This is a genomic window from Sporosarcina cyprini (assembly GCF_022048975.1).
Classification (GTDB): domain Bacteria; phylum Bacillota; class Bacilli; order Bacillales_A; family Planococcaceae; genus Sporosarcina; species Sporosarcina cyprini.
In genome coordinates, this window is sequence record NZ_JAKMHX010000032.1 from 121,629 (window position 1) to 138,617 (window position 16,989).

General features: G+C 44.8%; 22 protein-coding genes. 17 read left to right on the forward strand and 5 right to left on the reverse strand.

Annotation, left to right across the window (positions count from 1 at the left end; genetic code table 11):
- Window positions 1–223: 223 nt before the first annotated feature.
- From spxA to pepF, 4 genes are all read left to right on the forward strand, one after another.
- The gene (spxA, locus tag L7D49_RS17200; protein WP_060206922.1) at window positions 224–622 is read left to right on the forward strand and encodes a transcriptional regulator SpxA; all 399 of its coding nucleotides are present in this window, start codon (window positions 224–226) and stop codon (window positions 620–622) included.
- A gap of 303 nt (window positions 623–925) precedes the next feature.
- Window positions 926–1,579: an adaptor protein MecA gene (mecA, locus tag L7D49_RS17205; RefSeq protein WP_238083151.1), complete on the forward strand. Its 654-nt coding sequence runs from the start codon at window positions 926–928 to the stop codon at window positions 1,577–1,579.
- 123 nt (window positions 1,580–1,702) lie between these two features.
- Entirely contained in the window at window positions 1,703–2,842 is a 1,140-nt protein-coding gene (locus L7D49_RS17210) for a competence protein CoiA (protein ID WP_238083152.1), read from the forward strand.
- 57 nt (window positions 2,843–2,899) lie between these two features.
- Window positions 2,900–4,720 carry an oligoendopeptidase F gene (gene pepF / locus L7D49_RS17215; protein ID WP_238083154.1) on the forward strand — a complete coding sequence of 607 codons (1,821 nt, stop codon included), beginning with the start codon at window positions 2,900–2,902 and terminating at the stop codon, window positions 4,718–4,720.
- A gap of 449 nt (window positions 4,721–5,169) precedes the next feature.
- Here pepF and L7D49_RS17220 read toward each other — a convergent pair whose 3' ends face one another.
- From L7D49_RS17220 to L7D49_RS20280, 3 genes are all read right to left on the reverse strand, one after another.
- Window positions 5,170–5,967: a DsbA family protein gene (locus tag L7D49_RS17220; protein WP_238083156.1), complete on the reverse strand. Its 798-nt coding sequence runs from the start codon at window positions 5,965–5,967 to the stop codon at window positions 5,170–5,172.
- Window positions 5,964–6,356: a globin domain-containing protein gene (locus L7D49_RS17225; protein WP_238083158.1), complete on the reverse strand. Its 393-nt coding sequence runs from the start codon at window positions 6,354–6,356 to the stop codon at window positions 5,964–5,966. Before L7D49_RS17225 ends, L7D49_RS17220 begins: the two co-directional genes overlap by 4 nt.
- Window positions 6,357–6,449: 93 nt before the next feature.
- Window positions 6,450–7,133 carry a lytic transglycosylase domain-containing protein gene (locus L7D49_RS20280; RefSeq protein WP_238083160.1) on the reverse strand — a complete coding sequence of 228 codons (684 nt, stop codon included), beginning with the start codon at window positions 7,131–7,133 and terminating at the stop codon, window positions 6,450–6,452.
- 142 nt (window positions 7,134–7,275) lie between these two features.
- Here L7D49_RS20280 and L7D49_RS17235 point away from each other — a divergent pair, with 142 nt between their 5' ends.
- The 4 genes from L7D49_RS17235 to L7D49_RS17250 are packed head-to-tail and all read left to right on the forward strand — an operon-like array spanning window position 7,276 to window position 10,106.
- Window positions 7,276–7,659, forward strand: a complete 384-nt coding sequence (locus tag L7D49_RS17235) for a UPF0738 family protein (RefSeq protein WP_238083162.1) — start codon at window positions 7,276–7,278, stop codon at window positions 7,657–7,659.
- Between the two features lie 59 nt (window positions 7,660–7,718).
- On the forward strand, window positions 7,719–8,387 hold the full coding sequence (gene yjbM, locus L7D49_RS17240) for a GTP diphosphokinase (RefSeq protein ID WP_238083164.1): 669 nt from the start codon (window positions 7,719–7,721) through the stop codon (window positions 8,385–8,387).
- Between the two features lie 4 nt (window positions 8,388–8,391).
- Window positions 8,392–9,192: an NAD kinase gene (locus tag L7D49_RS17245; RefSeq protein WP_238083166.1), complete on the forward strand. Its 801-nt coding sequence runs from the start codon at window positions 8,392–8,394 to the stop codon at window positions 9,190–9,192.
- The gene (locus L7D49_RS17250) at window positions 9,192–10,106 is read left to right on the forward strand and encodes an RluA family pseudouridine synthase (RefSeq protein ID WP_418895900.1); all 915 of its coding nucleotides are present in this window, start codon (window positions 9,192–9,194) and stop codon (window positions 10,104–10,106) included. Before L7D49_RS17245 ends, L7D49_RS17250 begins: the two co-directional genes overlap by 1 nt.
- Here L7D49_RS17250 and prpE read toward each other — a convergent pair.
- On the reverse strand, window positions 10,090–10,830 hold the full coding sequence (prpE, locus tag L7D49_RS17255; protein ID WP_238083170.1) for a bis(5'-nucleosyl)-tetraphosphatase PrpE: 741 nt from the start codon (window positions 10,828–10,830) through the stop codon (window positions 10,090–10,092). The two genes, L7D49_RS17250 and prpE, sit on opposite strands and share 17 nt — an antisense overlap.
- Before the next feature lie 140 nt (window positions 10,831–10,970).
- Here prpE and mgtE point away from each other — a divergent pair, with 140 nt between their 5' ends.
- Window positions 10,971–12,344, forward strand: coding sequence for a magnesium transporter (mgtE, locus tag L7D49_RS17260; RefSeq protein ID WP_418895901.1), 1,374 nt, complete (start codon window positions 10,971–10,973; stop codon window positions 12,342–12,344).
- A gap of 82 nt (window positions 12,345–12,426) precedes the next feature.
- Window positions 12,427–12,882: a hypothetical protein gene (locus L7D49_RS17265; protein WP_238083172.1), complete on the forward strand. Its 456-nt coding sequence runs from the start codon at window positions 12,427–12,429 to the stop codon at window positions 12,880–12,882.
- Between the two features lie 127 nt (window positions 12,883–13,009).
- On the opposite strand, the gene L7D49_RS17270 is transcribed toward L7D49_RS17265, so the two are convergent.
- Window positions 13,010–13,564, reverse strand: coding sequence for a CotY/CotZ family spore coat protein (locus tag L7D49_RS17270; RefSeq protein ID WP_238083174.1), 555 nt, complete (start codon window positions 13,562–13,564; stop codon window positions 13,010–13,012).
- Between the two features lie 124 nt (window positions 13,565–13,688).
- On the opposite strand from L7D49_RS17270, the gene L7D49_RS17275 reads away from it, so the two are divergent.
- The 7 genes from L7D49_RS17275 to L7D49_RS17305 all read left to right on the forward strand — a co-directional run bounded on the left by L7D49_RS17275 (window position 13,689) and on the right by L7D49_RS17305 (window position 16,863).
- Window positions 13,689–14,090, forward strand: a complete 402-nt coding sequence (locus L7D49_RS17275; protein WP_238083176.1) for a YhcN/YlaJ family sporulation lipoprotein — start codon at window positions 13,689–13,691, stop codon at window positions 14,088–14,090.
- Complete coding sequence (spoVAC, locus tag L7D49_RS17280; protein ID WP_238083178.1) at window positions 14,090–14,545, forward strand: stage V sporulation protein AC; 456 nt, start codon at window positions 14,090–14,092, stop codon at window positions 14,543–14,545. Before L7D49_RS17275 ends, spoVAC begins: the two co-directional genes overlap by 1 nt.
- Window positions 14,539–15,540, forward strand: coding sequence for a stage V sporulation protein AD (locus L7D49_RS17285; RefSeq protein ID WP_238083180.1), 1,002 nt, complete (start codon window positions 14,539–14,541; stop codon window positions 15,538–15,540). Before spoVAC ends, L7D49_RS17285 begins: the two co-directional genes overlap by 7 nt.
- 9 nt (window positions 15,541–15,549) lie before the next feature.
- A complete protein-coding gene (gene spoVAE / locus L7D49_RS17290; protein ID WP_238083182.1) occupies window positions 15,550–15,912 on the forward strand; it encodes a stage V sporulation protein AE in 363 nt (120 codons plus the stop codon).
- 138 nt (window positions 15,913–16,050) lie between these two features.
- Window positions 16,051–16,209: a YjcZ family sporulation protein gene (locus L7D49_RS17295; protein ID WP_238083184.1), complete on the forward strand. Its 159-nt coding sequence runs from the start codon at window positions 16,051–16,053 to the stop codon at window positions 16,207–16,209.
- A 16-nt stretch (window positions 16,210–16,225) separates the two neighbouring features.
- Window positions 16,226–16,477, forward strand: a complete 252-nt coding sequence (locus L7D49_RS17300) for a stage VI sporulation protein F (RefSeq protein ID WP_238083186.1) — start codon at window positions 16,226–16,228, stop codon at window positions 16,475–16,477.
- Window positions 16,478–16,557: 80 nt separating this feature from the next.
- The gene (locus L7D49_RS17305; protein ID WP_238083188.1) at window positions 16,558–16,863 is read left to right on the forward strand and encodes a hypothetical protein; all 306 of its coding nucleotides are present in this window, start codon (window positions 16,558–16,560) and stop codon (window positions 16,861–16,863) included.
- Window positions 16,864–16,989: the final 126 nt, after the last annotated feature.

Here is a 16,989-nt window from a genome sequence, read left to right on the forward strand (position 1 = left end):
TAACAGAAGTAGCGGTCATTTCATATACATAAAGGAGTTGCAAACCCCACTAATATTGCGGAAATGTGACATACTCAAAAGGTGTTTCAAATTTTTTTCTAAAAGTGTATTCATTCAATATGAATACGTGTATAATGGGTAGTATGGAAAGTACTTTAAAATGATTCTAATATAAAAGTGATTTATCCAATATAGCAAGCCGACTGAAAGGAAGTGTCAGCGAATGGGAGTTACATTATTTACTTCACCAAGTTGCACATCATGCAGAAAAGCGAAAGCATGGTTGGAGGAACATGAGATTCCATATTCAGAGCGTAACATCTTTTCGGAACCTTTGAATATAGATGAGATTAAACAAATCCTTCGTATGACGGAAGACGGAACAGACGAGATCATCTCAACACGTTCGAAAATTTTTCAAAAGTTGAATGTCGATGTGGAAAGTCTGCCGTTGCAAAGATTGTATGAATTGATTCAAGAACATCCAGGACTTTTGAGAAGACCGATCATCCTAGATGAAAAAAGGCTGCAGGTAGGGTACAATGAAGATGAGATTCGTCGCTTCCTACCTAGAAAAGTAAGGGCCTATCAGCTGCTTGAAGCGCGGCGTATGGTAAACTAAAGATCGAGATATAGGTGAAGCTGATAGGGAATCGAGGGCATCTCGCCAAACCTATCAGCTTTTTGATTTTCCCTTGCTTTCTTGGCGGATGTTCTCTACAATGCTAGTAATCATATGTTATTATGTGCGGATCGGGCAATTTGACGCTTGCCTCGCGTTCCATTGAAATGAATTTAATATACGTCCTAGGTGAACCCTTTCATATCCTGCCGGACGGTCATATAGTATGAATAAGCATTGCAGGTTTAGTGCAAATAAAACAAAACAGGCATCTGCCGGTTTTAGGGAAGGGAGAGAAAAGGGATGGAAATAGAACGTATAAATGAAAACACCGTAAAGTTCTACTTATCATATATTGACATTGAAGAGCGCGGTTTCACCCGAGAGGAAGTTTGGTATAACCGGGACAAAAGTGAAGAGTTGTTCTGGGAAATGATGGACGAAATCAACGATGAAACTGAGTTTGAGATCGAAGGTCCTCTATGGATCCAAGTCCATGCGATGAACAATGGAATTGAAGTCACGGTGACTCGTGCTCAAATGCCGGCTGATGGAGATGACATGGAAATGCCGTTTGGAATGGATGATCCTAGAAAAATGTTCCAAGAGGATTCTGCGATCTTTGGCAAGGCAGATACCCTGCCGGATGAAGTGAATGATGAGCCGGAGGAGTGGACGTCCGATATGTTCGTTTTTACCGACTTTGAAGAACTGATCTCCATGTCAAGAGAACTTTCCAATTACACGGTCCACACCTCTCTTTATCAATTCGAAGAGAAATACTATCTCTACGTCGAGTACGACGAGGATTCCGATGATGCACGCAAGACCGATTTTTGCAGTGTGATGACGGAGCATGGTGCTCTCTCGAACGTGACGATCCATCGATTAGAAGAGTATGGGCACGTAATTATGGAATCGGATGTATTTGAGACGATTCAGACTTATTTTGGCTGATTATGACAAGACCGCCCAGCTGCGGTCTTTTTTTTATGGACTTTTCCATAACCTTGAGAGTTTCGCCTTTCCTTGCAAATAACCAGTAAGCTTCTTATGATAGAGGGGAAGGAGGGAGTAACTATGTTATCAGCCAGAACTGGCAACGGGCAGCTCTTCATTCTTTCCCCTGACATGCCCCGTAACCAGTTGAAACGACTTCGTGCTTCCGAACGGTTCTTCTGCCCCGAGTGCGGGTCTGCTTTGCAAATGAAAGTAGGCGACATTGTGATTCCCCATTTCGCGCATATGCAGGATGCCCATTGCACGAGCGCTTTTTCAGAGGGGGAGTCTGCAGAACATTTGAACGGTAAACAGCAGCTGTACCGCTTTTTATGCGACCTTGATCTGCAAGTGGCCATGGAGCCATTGCTGCCTGTGTTGTCACAACGGCCGGATCTGCTCGTTCAGCAATTGGAGACCAGCACCCCGATTGAATTCCAATGCAGCCGCATTTCCCAAGCGCTGATGAAAGAACGAACGAAATGCTATCAGAGAGCCGGCATGGAACCCATCTGGATTTTGCATACCCCGGCAAAATTCAGCAAGCTGCCGCTAGGCGTTAACGTGTTCCGTTTTTCCAAGTTCGAAGAACAATTCTTTATGACCCCCTATCAGGAACATCCATTTCTCCTCACCTACAATACGTATACTCAGACATTCCATTATTACAGCAATTTGTTGCCCGTTGATGGGCAGCGGTACATCGGGATTCATACGAAATTGCCGATCGCTTATCAATGCTATCCATTTGCCATGCCGAAATCCCCGGCCCCTTCGATGCTCACAGAGTACTTGTCTTACTACGTCCAGTTTCGGGAACACTATATTCGCTCACAAATCCAATACAATCGGCAAGGAATCCATAATCCTTTTCTGCGTTGCTGCTACGAACTTCGGATTCCACCTGTTCTCCTGCATGATTGGATCGGAGTGCCAGTTCAGACGAAAAGAGCATTCCGTGTGCATGATTGTGAATGGCAGTTATGCCTTCTCTACGAACTTGCGCAAAATGGCTTGGCATTCCATGAAGTGACTGCTGATCAGCTTGAGAGATTCTGCAGGCGTTTTGGGGGTGACCTAGAAGAACAGATCCTCGCTTGTCGGATGTATTTCGCATTATTAATGGAAAATGGCATACACTCTTTTCAGAACCATGTAGAACTGGGTGAAAATAAGATTTTGCGTTTAATTTCAGAAAGATTTCTTGCAAACACCGTTTGAAATTGAGAGAATGAAATTGATTCGCTTTCCGAAAAAAGGCGAGAAGGAGGAAACAATATGACAACGGAATCTACTAATAAGGTATTAACTCGTGACGAAGTGAAAGTGGAAGAAACATGGCGTTTGGAAGACATCTTCCCGACTGATGAGGCATGGGAAGCAGAGTTCAAAGAAATTGAGTCTTTCCTTGAGAAGGCAGGTTCATTCCAAGGAACGTTAGAGAATGGTCCAGAAGCTTTATTTGAAGCGCTTTCTTATCGGGATACGCTTGCCGAAAAAATGCGCAAGCTATACACGTATTCTCATCTGAAAGGCGATCAAGATACGACAAATAGCTTTTACCAAGCAATGGAGAGCCGCGCTAAATCACTATATGTAAAGGTGTCGACAGCGCTTTCTTATTTCATGCCTGAACTGCTTGCCATTCCGGAAGATCAGTTGAACAAAATGGTGGAAGAGAACGACAATCTCCGTATCTACAAACATGAGATCGAGGAATTAAATGCCTACCGTCCTCATGTGCTTCCTGCCGACCAAGAAGCATTGCTCGCTCAAATGAGTGAAGTGACTTCCAGTTCTTCCGAAACATTCAGCCTGTTGAATAATGCAGATTTGACGTTCCCGATGATCAAAGATGAAAACGGGGAGGAAGTCGAGCTGTCACATGGCCGTTATATCCGTTTCTTGGAGAGCACGGATCCACGTGTTCGGGAAGAAGCATTTAAGGCGATGTATAGCAAATATGGCGAGTTTAAAAATACATTTGCTTCTACGCTGGCAGGCAATGTAAAGAGCCATAATGTCAATGCGCGGATCCGCAAATATGACTCAGCACGTCAAGCAGCCCTATCGACAAATCATATTCCGGAGCAAGTGTACGAGAACCTCGTATCAACAATTAACAAGAATCTTGGATTGCTTCATCGTTATGTCGCATTGCGAAAGAAAGTGATGGATGTCAGCGAGCTTCATATGTGGGACATGTTCACACCATTAGTAAAAGATGTGGAGATGAAAATTCCTTATGAGGAAGCAAAAGAAACGATGCTCGAAAGTTTCCATCCGCTTGGTGAAGAGTATAAGTCCATCGTTAGAGAAGGCTTGGATAATCGCTGGGTCGATGTTCGTGAAAATAAAGGAAAGCGTTCAGGAGCTTATTCTTCAGGCGCTTACGGCACAAACCCGTATATTCTCATGAACTGGCAGGATAACGTGGACAATATGTTTACACTGGCTCATGAGTTCGGCCATAGTGTACACAGCTATTATTCCCGGAAAACACAACCATTCATTTACAGCGGTTATTCCATTTTTGTGGCGGAAGTCGCTTCTACTGTGAATGAAGCACTTTTGAATGACCATCTACTGAAAACGATCGATGATGAGCAGAAACGGATTTACTTGCTCAATCACTGGCTAGATGGATTCCGCTCAACTGTTTTCCGTCAGACTATGTTTGCGGAGTTTGAGCATTTGATTCACCAGCTGGATCAACAAGGTGTGGCTCTCACAGCGGACAAATTGACGGAAGAATATTTTGCGCTTAACCAGAAGTACTTCGGAGAAGCGGTGGCAGAAGATAAGGAAATCGGCCTTGAATGGGCGAGAATTCCGCATTTCTACTACAATTACTATGTCTATCAATATGCGACTGGATTCAGCGCGGCAGTTGCACTGAGCCACCAGATCCTGACAGAAGGCCAGCCGGCTGTCGATCGTTACATCAATCACTTCCTGAAAGCCGGATCATCCGACTATCCGATCGAAGTATTGAAAAAAGCGGGAGTTGATATGACAAGTACTGCACCAATCGAGGAAGCTTGCAGCGTATTTGAAGAACGCTTGAACGAGTTGGAAGAACTGTTGAATAAACAATAAATCAAGTTTAGAAGCGGCGGGGACTTTGCTCCGTCGCTTTTTCGATTCCGTTAGTCAAAATTCCATACGATGTGCGGAGAAGCGATTTCGTCAGACAGGAAAGACTATAACAGTAGTTATATCTATATAATTAAAAATAAAGCGCTTTCATATGCGCGAATCTTGTCGATTCAAGGGAGACAGCTGTTATATAACTTATATCTATAATGTTTTACCTGTTTAGCATTTGTGACATATATGTGAATTTATTTGTGAAATGTTGATTTAACTATTATTCCATGATAAATTATAGATGTGAAATAAATCACATACCAAACATACACCCCTTTTGTTTGAACGTGAACATTTCTCCCATTCCCTTTATTAGAGCATCCCTCTCCCCCAGGAGGGATGCTCTTTATATTTATTTAAAGAAAAAACTCGATTCCCACTAAAGGAATCGAGTTTTTTTATTTATTTCGCCATAGTGTCGTATTTTGTAGTGTAAGCCGTTCCACCTTCTGCTGGAGAAGGCGTTTTTTTAATTCACGTTCCGCATCTTTTTCGGAAAGGGAATAAATGCTCGCGATTTCTTGAGTCGACATCGTATCAAAACGCTGCAACAGATCATCGAGCTCAGGAGGGCATTCCGGCGTGATTGTGCAGCCGAGAAGTTCCTCCAGTATTTGTTCATACACCTCATAAGGATAGGATCCACTGACCATCAATCCCTCGTCTTCGATATTGCCATTGAAAAAGACGAACGTCGGAGCTTCGGCCACTTCCATTTCCTTCGCTAAATATAAGTCCACCTGCAATGATCGCATGACGTTTTTAGATGAAAAATCGCGGATGAATTCATCCACATCAAGGTTTAGCTTTTCTGCTATTTCGGTTAATACTGAAAAAGAGGTGATGTTCCTGTCTTTCAGAAACGTATACTCATACATTTTGGAAAGGAAACGAAAACCTGCCCGTTTACCCTGGAATTCGGCAGCTTTCATGGCGATGCTTGGGAAAGCGGGATGGCTTTTCTCGCATGCCATTAAATCGTCTTCATTGCGGCAGCATGCATTCGTTTTTGGAATGGAAGTGCGCAATGCGAGCTGCAGGGAAAAATAGCGATCGTATTCAATCTGCAATTTGCGGAGCAGCGGCTGCAACGACCAGCAGGCACTGCACAAAGGGTCCACGAAAACATATAATTCAATCGGTCTCGATTGGGATGGTGAGGAGACCGGAGTTTCCATCAATGTCCGACGGTTCAATGAAAATCACCCTCGTTCCGATTTACCATATGATTAGCTGTCATCTCCAGCCGTTTAAAGTAAATTTCACGCAGCTTTCCTTCCATTCCGACGTCATCCATTGCTTCGTTCATGCAGTCGAGCCATGCTTTGGCACGAGCCGGTGTGATAGGGAAGGGCATATGTCTTGCCTTCATCATCGGATGTCCATGTTCTTCGGTATATAAATTGGGTCCGCCCAAATATTGTGTCTGAAATTGTTTTTGCTTTCTAGCCGTTTCGGTCAGGTCTTTTGGGAAAATCGGATATAAGTCCGGATGGACAGCAACTTTTTCATAAAATCGGTCAATGAGTTCCGAAAGCTTTTCAGCACCGATCTCCTCATAAGGAATCAAAGGTTTTCGAGTCATTTATGTCAATCTCCTTTGCTCTGACTGTAATGACATTTTATCAACCAGACTATTCTTTCACAAATAAATAGCCTTACAACTTCTTCAAGTCAGTCATACATGGAAACTTTCATAATAACCGAGCACTTTTTGGACATACTGCTGTGTCTCTTTAAAAGGCGGAATGCCGCCATATTTTCTTACATTGCCGGGTCCTGCGTTGTATGCCGCAAGTGCCAGCTCCGTATCATTTCCGAACTGGTCGAGCATTTGACGCAAATATTTGGCGCCGCCGTGGATATTTTGGACGGGATCCATGCTGTTTTGGACTCCAAGGAGCCGGGCTGTCCCGGGCATCAGCTGCATCAATCCCGCAGCACCCGCATGGCTGACGGCGGAAGGATTGAAATTGGATTCCTGTTTAATAACAGCTGAAATTAATTTCTCAGGAACACCAAAACGGTCCGCTGCTTCTTTAATAATGTCTGCAAAATCACGGTCTTCATTCATGCCAATCCCAGGCATCCCGCTAGCAGATGTGCTTACGAAGTCATTGCCGATGGAGAGCGGCATATATATTTGGTTTGCACCGGAGTAGGCCAAAGGATCGGCAGCTCCAAGCAATGAGCCGGAAACATTTGTCACAGAATCCGCAATAGAAGATGAACCCATGAACTCTCCAAGCAATTCATCGAACAGGGAAGCAGTCCCGGTTTGCCCGTAGGCATACGTCTGTACAGAACCTAATGTCTGCATCGCATTTATGTCAAGCAGTGTACGAATGGAGCGCGCATCCATAAAGATCGTTCCTTTCATTGTAAACAGTCAATTGCACTATATGTATAGTATAACAAGTATACGCCCAAACGCATATTACAAACTGCATGAAAACCTATCATATGGTAGACTGAACGTATGATAAGGAAAGGAAGTAGAACGCATGCGAATTCAATATCGAGTGAACGACGCAACTATACATAATGAAACAATGCAATTTACCATCGATGCGACCAATGGACGTCCCAAAGGCGCACCTTCCAAGAAAATGATTACAGATTCGGATGAGATGGCGTTCGTTTATTTACTTGAAACAGAAGAGGGATACACATACATTCATTTCCCGAAACAGGTTTGGCCACAAATGGCGGAAGTGTTGGACTCAGGCAGGCAGCCTGTGATCAAATGCGATGAGGAAACAATCGAGCTTCCTGGATTTGTGGAAGAGCTGACAATGTTAGTTTTTAATATCGAAGGGAATGACAATTACGGCGAAGAATTCTCCACTGCCGTGGAGGACGAGTTCAGCGCTATCTTGCAGGCTTAATACCTGTTCGTTAAGAGAGTCGAGTTGTTAGTATGAATAGAGTGGGGGGAGGGTCCTTGATGAAGGAATGGAAACAATTTTTAGGACCATACAAGCAGGCAGTGGCCGAGTTAAAAGTGAAATTAAAAGGATTGCGGTCGCAATACGAATTGGAAAATGTCCATACACCTGTTGAGTTTGTAACCGGCCGGTTAAAGCCTTTGGCGAGCATCTATGATAAGACGCTTGAAAAAGGGATCCCGTTTGAACCCTCTGAGGCTTTGGCGAAAGAACTGCCTGATATTGCGGGTGTCCGCCTGATGTGTCAATTTGTTGATGATATCGGCAAAGTCGTGCAGACGCTTCGGCAGCGGACTGATATGCGGGTGGTGGAGGAACGTGACTACATTTCCAATAAAAAAGCGAGCGGCTATCGATCGTATCATATGATTATCGAATATCCGGTGCAGACAATCCATGGCGAGAAGACGATCCTGGCGGAAATCCAAATCCGGACGCTTGCGATGAATTTTTGGGCTTCCATCGAACATTCATTGAACTATAAATATAAGGGCGAATTGCCGGATGAGATCCGGCATCGTCTGGAACGTGCGGCAGAGGCGGCATTCCGGCTGGATGAGGAGATGTCGCTGATCCGCGATGAAATACATGATGCCCAGAAGTATTTCAGTGCATTCAAGGAAACACCGGACCGCGATTACGGCGAACAGAAGTGGAAGGGGGAGTAAAGGCATGAAATTCGCAATTCAAACGAGGAATGATGCGCTGTCTGAAAGATTGCGCGATGAGGCAAAAGGCTATTTGGCTGATTTCGGTCTCGAATATGATGAGAATGAACCTGATATTGTCCTATCTATCGGAGGCGATGGTACGTTGCTTCACGCCTTCCATAAGTATATTCATCGGCTGCAGCATACTGCGTTTGTCGGGATCCATACGGGACATCTCGGATTTTATGCGGATTGGAAACCGTTGGAGATCGAGAAGCTCGTTATTTCCATTGCTCGGAAAGAATACGATGTCATTGAATATCCGCTTCTTGAAGTGCGTATTAATTATCGAACGTCCGATGAGGTTGCTACGTATTTGGCGTTGAATGAATCAACTGTGAAATCACCGGAAGTGACGCTTGTCATGGACGTAGAGTTGAATGGGGAACATTTTGAAAGGTTCAGGGGAGACGGCCTTTGCATGTCTACCCCTTCCGGCTCCACAGCTTATAATAAAGCGCTCGGCGGTGCCATTATCCATCCGGCACTTCCTGCGATGCAGCTCACTGAAATGGCATCCATCAATAACCGGGTATTCCGTACAGTCGGATCGCCGCTTGTACTTCCATCCCATCATAATTGTGTCCTGACACCTGTCAATGGACCCGATTTCATGGTGACGATTGACCATTTGCAGTTGCTTCACAAAGACGTCAAATCCATTGAATATAAAGTATCCGGACAGCGTGTCCGATTTGCACGATTTCGCCCGTTTCCTTTCTGGAAACGTGTGCACGATTCGTTTATTGCGAGTGATGAATGATGTGGCAGGAAGATCTCAGAGTCCGGCTTGATTTCCTCGTGGAGGAGGACTCCGTTTTGCTGCGTGAATTCTTGCAGCAGAAAGGCATTTCGAAGAAGACGCTGACCGCCACGAAGTATGAAGGCGGCGCTCTTCTGGTCAATGGGCAGGAACAGACTGTCAGGTGTCGGTTAGCCAAAGGGGACGCTGTTTCCGTCCTCTTTCCGATAGAGGAGCCGAGTGCGGGATTGTCACCGGAAGAAGGGGAATTGTCGGTTGTCTATGAGGACGAAGCACTCTTAATTCTCGATAAGCCGGCTGGTATGGCGACCATCCCATCCAGAGACCAGCCGAGCGGTACCGTTGCCAATCTGGTGGCAGGCAAATTCCGCAGAGAGCAAGTGCCGAGTACAGTCCACGTAGTGACGAGGCTGGATCGTGATACGTCCGGCCTCTTATGTATTGCGAAGAACCGCCATATCCATCATCTGTTAAGCAGTCAAATGGAATCAATCGGCTTTCATCGCCAATATATCGCCTTTGTGGAAGGCCATTTGAAAGAATCTCGGTTCATTATCGAGCGACCCATCGGCAGGAAAGATGGGAGCATCATTGAAAGAACGGTTCGGGAAGATGGCCAATACGCGCGTACGGACGTTGAAGTGCTCGGTTTGTATGGAAACGATGGCTACCTTTTTTCAGAAGTAATGCTAGTACTCCATACTGGCAGGACGCATCAAATCCGGGTGCATATGCAGTCGCTCGGGCACCCGTTAGTGGGAGATGATCTATATGGGGGCTCGTTATCCCTGATCAGCCGCCAAGCATTGCATTGCGCGTCAATCGGGTTTTGCCATCCTCTAACAGGGGTACCGCTCCGTTTTACTAGCAGTCTGCCACCGGATCTTTCATTGCTCACTATTCAAACCGAGTAAACCGTTCAGGCTGGTTGGACTGGCGGGACGGAACGCTGCGTATTTCCATTTCAGGATAACGAAGGGCTGACAATTTCCCGCCAAACACGCAGCCAGTATCGATGTTGACGGTGTTTTTTACAAAGCGGGCCTCGGGAACCGGCGTATGACCATATACGATGAAAGGCTCCCCATCATAATGTTTCGCCCAATCCCTGCGTTCTGGCCTGCCATCTGGTAAGGTTTTGCCGGAAATATCTCCATACAATACGAATGTCAGGATGCTATTGGAAATTGGGGCACCGATCATCCGTTTTGGGATGCCTGCATGCGCAATAATGAGATTTCCGTTTTCAAGGGATACATATAGGGGTAAATTCTCATAGAAGCTTTGGTATCTCAGTAGAAATTCCTCTTTCTTGTTTTTCGGGAGTGAATCAAGTTCAGCCACCGTTGTTTCCAGTCCATGTGTTTGCTGAACTTTATTTCCTTTGACGTACCTGTACAATTTATTGCAATGGTTGCCAGGTGCATAAAGTAGGATTCCGGCGTCCTGCATTGAAAACAGAAGCTGCAGCGTTTGAAGGGAATCCGGTCCCCGGTCTGTCGCATCTCCTACGAAAGCAAGCTGTCTTCCTTCCATATGGATGGGCAGGCCGTTTTTAAATTTGTAGCCGAGTGAATTGATCAATTCGAGCAATTCCGCAAAGCAACCGTGGATATCGCCGATGATATCATATTTCATTTTTTGTGCTCCTTTATTTGGCATAATTTATTTTTTATTAACTTGTAGAAATTGAGAAGAAAAGTTGTTATTGTTTTTTATGTTATCATACCTGGATTGCAAGCAATCATACACGACAGAGCGGAAAGGAAGGTGCAGCCATGACGGAATATAACGAAACGAAAGAAGAAATCACACTTATTGAGGAGAGAATGACCGAAGCTCTGATAAATCGGGACCTCAAAACTTTCCGGAATGAGTATTTAGCGCTCCACCCTTATGACCGGGCGGTTATCTATGAAAATGTAGGACCGGATTTAAGGAAGCAAATCTATTATTTCCTCTCACCAAAAGAATTAGCGGAAATTTTCGAGACTAGTGAAATTGATGAAGATGAATATAAAGAGTTCCTTCAGGAGATGGACACGACGTATGCGGCCGAAATGATCTCCCATATGTTTGTCGATAACGCGGTCGATGTCCTGAAAGAACTTGATAAGTCGCAAATCGCAAGCTATCTCATCTTAATGAACAAAGAGGCGGCTGAACAGATTAAGTCGCTCTTGCATTATGAAGAATATACCGCAGGTTCGATCATGACGACGGAATATGTTTCGATTCCGGAATTTTCCACTGTCCGTTCGGCGATGACCATCCTCCGCAATGAAGCACCCGGCGCGGAAACAATCTATTATGTATTCGTTGTAGATGAAGACAATCGGCTGACAGGCGTCGTATCGCTTCGTGACTTGATCATCGCGGAGGAAGATACACTCATCCGGGATATTATGAATGATCGGGTCGTCAGCGTGCTTGTATCGGATGACCAGGAAGATGTAGCAAGAACGACGCAGGACTATAATTTGCTAGCTGTGCCGGTCGTTGATTTCCAGCAGCATTTGTTAGGGATTATTACGGTCGATGATGTCATTGACGTCTTAGATGAAGAGGCATCGGATGACTACTCCAAACTTGCCGGTGTATCCAATATGGATTCGATGGATAAAAATTCTTTATCCGCTGCGAAGAAAAGAATTCCATGGCTGATCATCTTGCTCGTTTTGGGCATGCTGACTGCTAATTTGATCGATTTATTTACAGATACAATTTCCCAAGTGGCATTACTAGCCGCCTTTATTCCTCTGATCGGCGGTACAGCCGGAAACAGTGGAACGCAAGCACTGGCAGTAGCAGTACGGGGGATTGCGACAAGAGATATTGAAGAGGAAAGTAAGTTTAAGTTGCTGTTGAGAGAGGCGGGCACGGGGTTAATTACGGGTCTGACTTGTTCGGTATTTGTAGTTGGGTTGATTTTTGTATGGAAGCACGAATTCATAATTGCCTTATTAGTAGGGGCTGCCATTTTGGTCTCCATTTTTGTTGCTACGATTTTAGGCTCGTTCATCCCATTATTTATGCATCGGTTGAAGATTGATCCGGCCGTAGCTTCAGGTCCTTTCATTACAACTCTAAATGATGTAATTAGTATTTTGATTTATCTTGGATTAGCTACAGCTTTCATCGGGAATTTATAATCCGATGGAAGCTTTTTTTTCATATTGGTGATGAACTTCGTAAAAGTTAGGCGCATATACTAACAGGGAAAAGGGGGGACGTATGATACGCTTCCAAAAACCGTTGTTGTTTGTGCAGGGTCCGCCAGTTTATACTCGGATTGTCGCAAGTGATGAGGAGGAAAGTACTTCCGTTTTTGTTGTAAACGAGGATGGAAAAACTGCCTTGGGGGAGATGCCGGAATATGACATTACACCGGTCTTTTCCGGTGATAGCACACCAAATCATGACATTGACCAGACTTACGATATTGACACGCGGGTGAGCCATCCCGCCATATACGAGACGCTCCAATATTTAAACAATCCTTTCCGGAGACAGGTATACCGCCCACTGCACTTTTATTTGAGAGAGGAACAATTGAAAGGAAGCCTTCGGAAAGTCGAAGGGGAAACGGTTTGGATCGATCCGCTCGAAGGCGGGACAGCACCTATCATGATTGCTATGGACGAAATCGAAAGCATCCACTGGCGGGGCCAGCAATTCATCATGGACTAAAAAACAGGACGGGACCTTGCCCCAGTCCTGTTTTGTTATGTTGAGCTTAATTTTGCTGTCTGACAACCTAACGAAAAAAGACCGGCCGCCAAATTGGCAGCCGGCCGGGACATTGCAGGTTGGCAGATCAGTCTTCGTCGCAAACGATAAATACGTCACGTACACATTGAATGCCACAGAAGCATTTAAGGTCAACTGTTACACAGGAGCCTGTCGCTTCAAAGCGGACTGCATCACAAACTGCATCAAGGTCAAGTTTGCCATGTTTAAACAGATCTACAGCTCTGCCTCTTGCATCACGCGGCTCAAGGACTTGAAGTGTAGCACAGCAGTTATCAAAAACATTTTGCACTCTAAAGAAGATTGAGAAACAGCTTGCACAGTCCCTCACTTTGTTTTGCTCATTCGCAGTTTCGTTTTCCCTATGGATCCGTCTACGATTGAATAACGCTTTGAATGGATTACCTTCATCATCTAACAGCATGAACACCCGAGTGTTCGCCCGTTGTCTAGCAGGGCTGACAAGGCTGCCAAGCGGAGTCAAGAAGCAGTCGGTTCTGCAATCGTCACAATCAATATCTTCGCGAATATCCTGCACTCGTTTAATTGCGCGGACCACCTCGCAAATACAATTGTCATGACGGTGTGTATCACTTACTCCTTCAGTTCTTCCACATCCCATTCATTCCACCTCCTTTTTTCAATTCTCTATACTTTATGCGCATGGTGACCAATCGTCAGGGCGGAAAACATGGTTTTGAATAAACTTCTCTTTCCAATGCCATACTGTGAAAAAAAGGGAGGGAATGGATATACGGAAGATTATACTCATTTCATTACTAGCAGTGCTCCTGGCCGGTTGCTCGAAAGATGCGTTCCGGTATTATCAAAATGATTCAGATGAAGTAGCGGCGCAAGCCGAAACAATCATCCGGCAGGATAAGCGGATCAAATCGGCAGCAGTCGTTTTTCATGATGAGAAACTGCTCGCGGGGATTCGCGTTGAAACATTTTCAAGGTTTAAAAAGAAGAAGGTCGCAGCTGAATTGGAGAAAAAGCTGGAAGAGCAATACCCAGATATGGATGTGACCGTTTCGGCCGACAGCAAAATTTTATATGAAACAAACAAACTGATCGATAAAGGAAAAGAGGACGAGCTAGGCAAGGGTATTGACCGATTGAAATTACTATTGAAGGAAGAGACGTAATGGACAAAGAACAGTATTCAACAATTGAACAGGAAATATCTCCGAAGCCTTCGATCGTAAAAAATGTTTTCAAAGCTTTTATAACAGGCGGCACCATCTGTTTGGTCGGACAATTTGTAGCTTTATTCTATATTACTTTTTTTGATTTTACTGAACGAACTGCGAGCAATCCAACCGTGGCAACGTTGGTCTTCTTTTCCATGCTGCTTACTGGATTCGGCATTTACAAAAAGATCGGTCAGTTTGGCGGAGCAGGCGGAGCTGTTCCAATCACAGGTTTCGGTAACGCAGTTATCTCCTCGGCAATCGAACATAGAACCGAGGGGTATGTGCTTGGCGTTGGAGGAAATATCTTTAAATTAGCCGGATCGGTTATTCTTTGGGGTGTTTTTTCTGCTTTTGCAGTTGCACTAATTAAGACAATACTCGTCAAAATGGGAGTTGTTTCATGGTGACGCGCGGTGTAATTCAATTTAAAACGGCTCCCTCGATTGCGGCAACGGGTGTAACAGCCGGACCGCTAGAAAAACAGAGCCCGTATTTCGAGAGCTTCGATAAGATTTACGAAGGGGAAAGATGCGGGCTTGATACAAATGAGCATGGTCATGCGAAATTGATGGAAGATGCCACGATGATCGCACTAAGCAAAGTGAATGCAGTTCCGGGGGATGCGGATTTCTTATTGACAGGCGACTTGGTGAATCAAATGACCCCTTCCAATTTTTGTGCGACTACACTTGGCATTCCATATATCGGCATGTTCAGTGCCTGCGCGACTTCCGTTTCTTCTCTATTGACTGCCGCAATTCTAACGGACGCTGGAATTTCCGAACTGGCGATTGCCGGTTCAGCCAGTCAGCATAATTCAATTGAAAGACAGTTTCGATATCCGGTCGAATACGGCGTTCAAAAAGGAGATACGGCCCAATGGACAGTAACTGCAGCGGGAGCCGCCGCTGTAACCCCTCACTGCGAAGGCGTGCCAAGTATTGAGAGAGGAACGTTCGGCAAAGCTATTGACATGGGAATGACAGATCCTTTGAACATGGGTGCTGCCATGGCACCAGCAGCTGCTGATACGCTGTTCCGCCATTTGGAAGGCCATGGAGCGTCGACGGACGATTATGATGTCATTATGACAGGCGATTTAGGAAAAACAGGTTTTGAAATATTAAAAAGGCTTGTGGATCTAAAGGGAATCCGAAACACCAATAATTTTAGGGATGCCGGCATGGAGTTCTATGGAAAAGATCCGAAATTTTTCTCCGGTGCCAGCGGTGCGGGATGTTCTGCAGCTATTTATTTTTCGGAAATCTATAACAAATTATTGTCGAGAGAATATAAACGTGTTTTGCTGATTGCAACAGGTGCCCTATTGTCCCCGATGTCGTTCCAACAAGGGGATACGATTCCGTGTACGGCCCATGCAGTTGAATTAACGATGAAATGAGTGGTTCATTTGTATTCCATCTATATTACCGCCTTTATTGTAGGCGGCTTGATCTGCGTAATTGGACAACTGTTATTTGATGTCGCAAAACTGACACCAGCCCATACATTATGTACGTTGGTCGTAATCGGCTCCATATTGGCCGGTTTCGGGTTATATGAGCCCTTCGTTGATTTTGCCGGAGCCGGAGCTACCATTCCGATTACCTCATTTGGCAACTCACTGACCCACGGCGCGATGGCTGAAGCAGAAAAACACGGCATCATCGGTGTCTTGACCGGGATGTTCGAAGTAACGAGTTCAGGTATCACATCAGCCATCTTATTTGGATTCATTGCTTCTTTTTTATTTCGTTCAAAAGGGAAGGCATGATATCCAGGACGGCCGCAGTGCCATTTCAGTAACTTTAAATGGACCAATTCAAATGATTGCACAAAAAAATGTGCGTTTGCCCCCCTCCTTCTTTTCACTTCCTGCATAGGATAGGTGGAAGGGAAGGAGGGGTTAGTAATGTCTGGAGGATACGGTCCTTGGAATCCAGGATGCTTTGGCGGCTGCAACGGCGGCGGCTATGGTGGTGGCTACGGAGGTTCGAATGGTGGTTCTACGTTCGTTCTCATCGTTGTTCTCTTCATCCTGTTGATCATTGTTGGCGCTACGTTTGTATAAGAGGAGGGGATGAAGCATGAACGATTCATTTTTCCGGAAAATCGAATCTAAAACAGGCGTGCCAATGGAAGAAGTCTTTGCACTAGCCAATGCGATCCAATATGCCGACTTCAGCGATGAACGGCAAGTTCGCAAAATTGTCAAGAAAGTTGGCAGAATGGCAAACAAAGACATTCCGCCACATTTGGAAGATGAATTGGTGCGGTCCATTTTACAAAGCGGCAGTTCTTTCAATATGAACGATATTCAAAAAATGCTTGGAAACTAAAAAAAATAGATAAATAGGTTTCAAGCCTTTCGAATACGGTTATAGAAAGAAAAATATGTTTTAGAAAAGGGGTGTGGAAGATGGGCTATCAGTTGCCGATCCAACCAATTCAATCTCAAATGTATGCAAACCGATTACAAGATGAACGTTACAATTTCGCTTATATCAATCGTGTGGAAAAAGTGAAATTGGATACGGAATTCATGGAGACATTTGATCGGACGCTAGAGAAGCAGTTGAGCGATCGAGAGCAAACGGAGCAGCCGGTCCAAACATCCGATTTGCCGCTTTATAAGGATGGATTCATCTATCCGAACCCTGCTAATCTATCACCCCAGATCTCAAAAGTGACAGGTAAAGGATTAGCGATTAATCAATACGTGTAATGAAAAAGAAACCCGCTGCCTAACAGGCAGCGGGTCAGACTGTAGACAAACTCGAGAAATTACAGAGTTTGCCTACAGTCTTTTTTCTTTTACAATGGAAGTAATAATAGAAAATGTTGATTTCCG

Coding starts and splice junctions, on each gene's coding strand:
- spxA (WP_060206922.1), top strand. CDS start 224: ATGGGAGTTACATTATTTACTTCACCAAGTTGCACATCATGCAGAAAA.
- mecA (WP_238083151.1), top strand. CDS start 926: ATGGAAATAGAACGTATAAATGAAAACACCGTAAAGTTCTACTTATCA.
- L7D49_RS17210 (WP_238083152.1), top strand. CDS start 1,703: ATGTTATCAGCCAGAACTGGCAACGGGCAGCTCTTCATTCTTTCCCCT.
- pepF (WP_238083154.1), top strand. CDS start 2,900: ATGACAACGGAATCTACTAATAAGGTATTAACTCGTGACGAAGTGAAA.
- L7D49_RS17225 (WP_238083158.1), bottom strand. CDS start 6,356: ATGACTCGAAAACCTTTGATTCCTTATGAGGAGATCGGTGCTGAAAAG.
- L7D49_RS20280 (WP_238083160.1), bottom strand. CDS start 7,133: ATGGATGCGCGCTCCATTCGTACACTGCTTGACATAAATGCGATGCAG.
- L7D49_RS17235 (WP_238083162.1), top strand. CDS start 7,276: ATGCGAATTCAATATCGAGTGAACGACGCAACTATACATAATGAAACA.
- yjbM (WP_238083164.1), top strand. CDS start 7,719: ATGAAGGAATGGAAACAATTTTTAGGACCATACAAGCAGGCAGTGGCC.
- L7D49_RS17245 (WP_238083166.1), top strand. CDS start 8,392: ATGAAATTCGCAATTCAAACGAGGAATGATGCGCTGTCTGAAAGATTG.
- L7D49_RS17250 (WP_418895900.1), top strand. CDS start 9,192: ATGTGGCAGGAAGATCTCAGAGTCCGGCTTGATTTCCTCGTGGAGGAG.
- prpE (WP_238083170.1), bottom strand. CDS start 10,830: ATGAAATATGATATCATCGGCGATATCCACGGTTGCTTTGCGGAATTG.
- mgtE (WP_418895901.1), top strand. CDS start 10,971: ATGACGGAATATAACGAAACGAAAGAAGAAATCACACTTATTGAGGAG.
- L7D49_RS17265 (WP_238083172.1), top strand. CDS start 12,427: ATGATACGCTTCCAAAAACCGTTGTTGTTTGTGCAGGGTCCGCCAGTT.
- L7D49_RS17270 (WP_238083174.1), bottom strand. CDS start 13,564: ATGGGATGTGGAAGAACTGAAGGAGTAAGTGATACACACCGTCATGAC.
- L7D49_RS17275 (WP_238083176.1), top strand. CDS start 13,689: ATGGATATACGGAAGATTATACTCATTTCATTACTAGCAGTGCTCCTG.
- spoVAC (WP_238083178.1), top strand. CDS start 14,090: ATGGACAAAGAACAGTATTCAACAATTGAACAGGAAATATCTCCGAAG.
- L7D49_RS17285 (WP_238083180.1), top strand. CDS start 14,539: ATGGTGACGCGCGGTGTAATTCAATTTAAAACGGCTCCCTCGATTGCG.
- L7D49_RS17295 (WP_238083184.1), top strand. CDS start 16,051: ATGTCTGGAGGATACGGTCCTTGGAATCCAGGATGCTTTGGCGGCTGC.
- L7D49_RS17300 (WP_238083186.1), top strand. CDS start 16,226: ATGAACGATTCATTTTTCCGGAAAATCGAATCTAAAACAGGCGTGCCA.
- L7D49_RS17305 (WP_238083188.1), top strand. CDS start 16,558: ATGGGCTATCAGTTGCCGATCCAACCAATTCAATCTCAAATGTATGCA.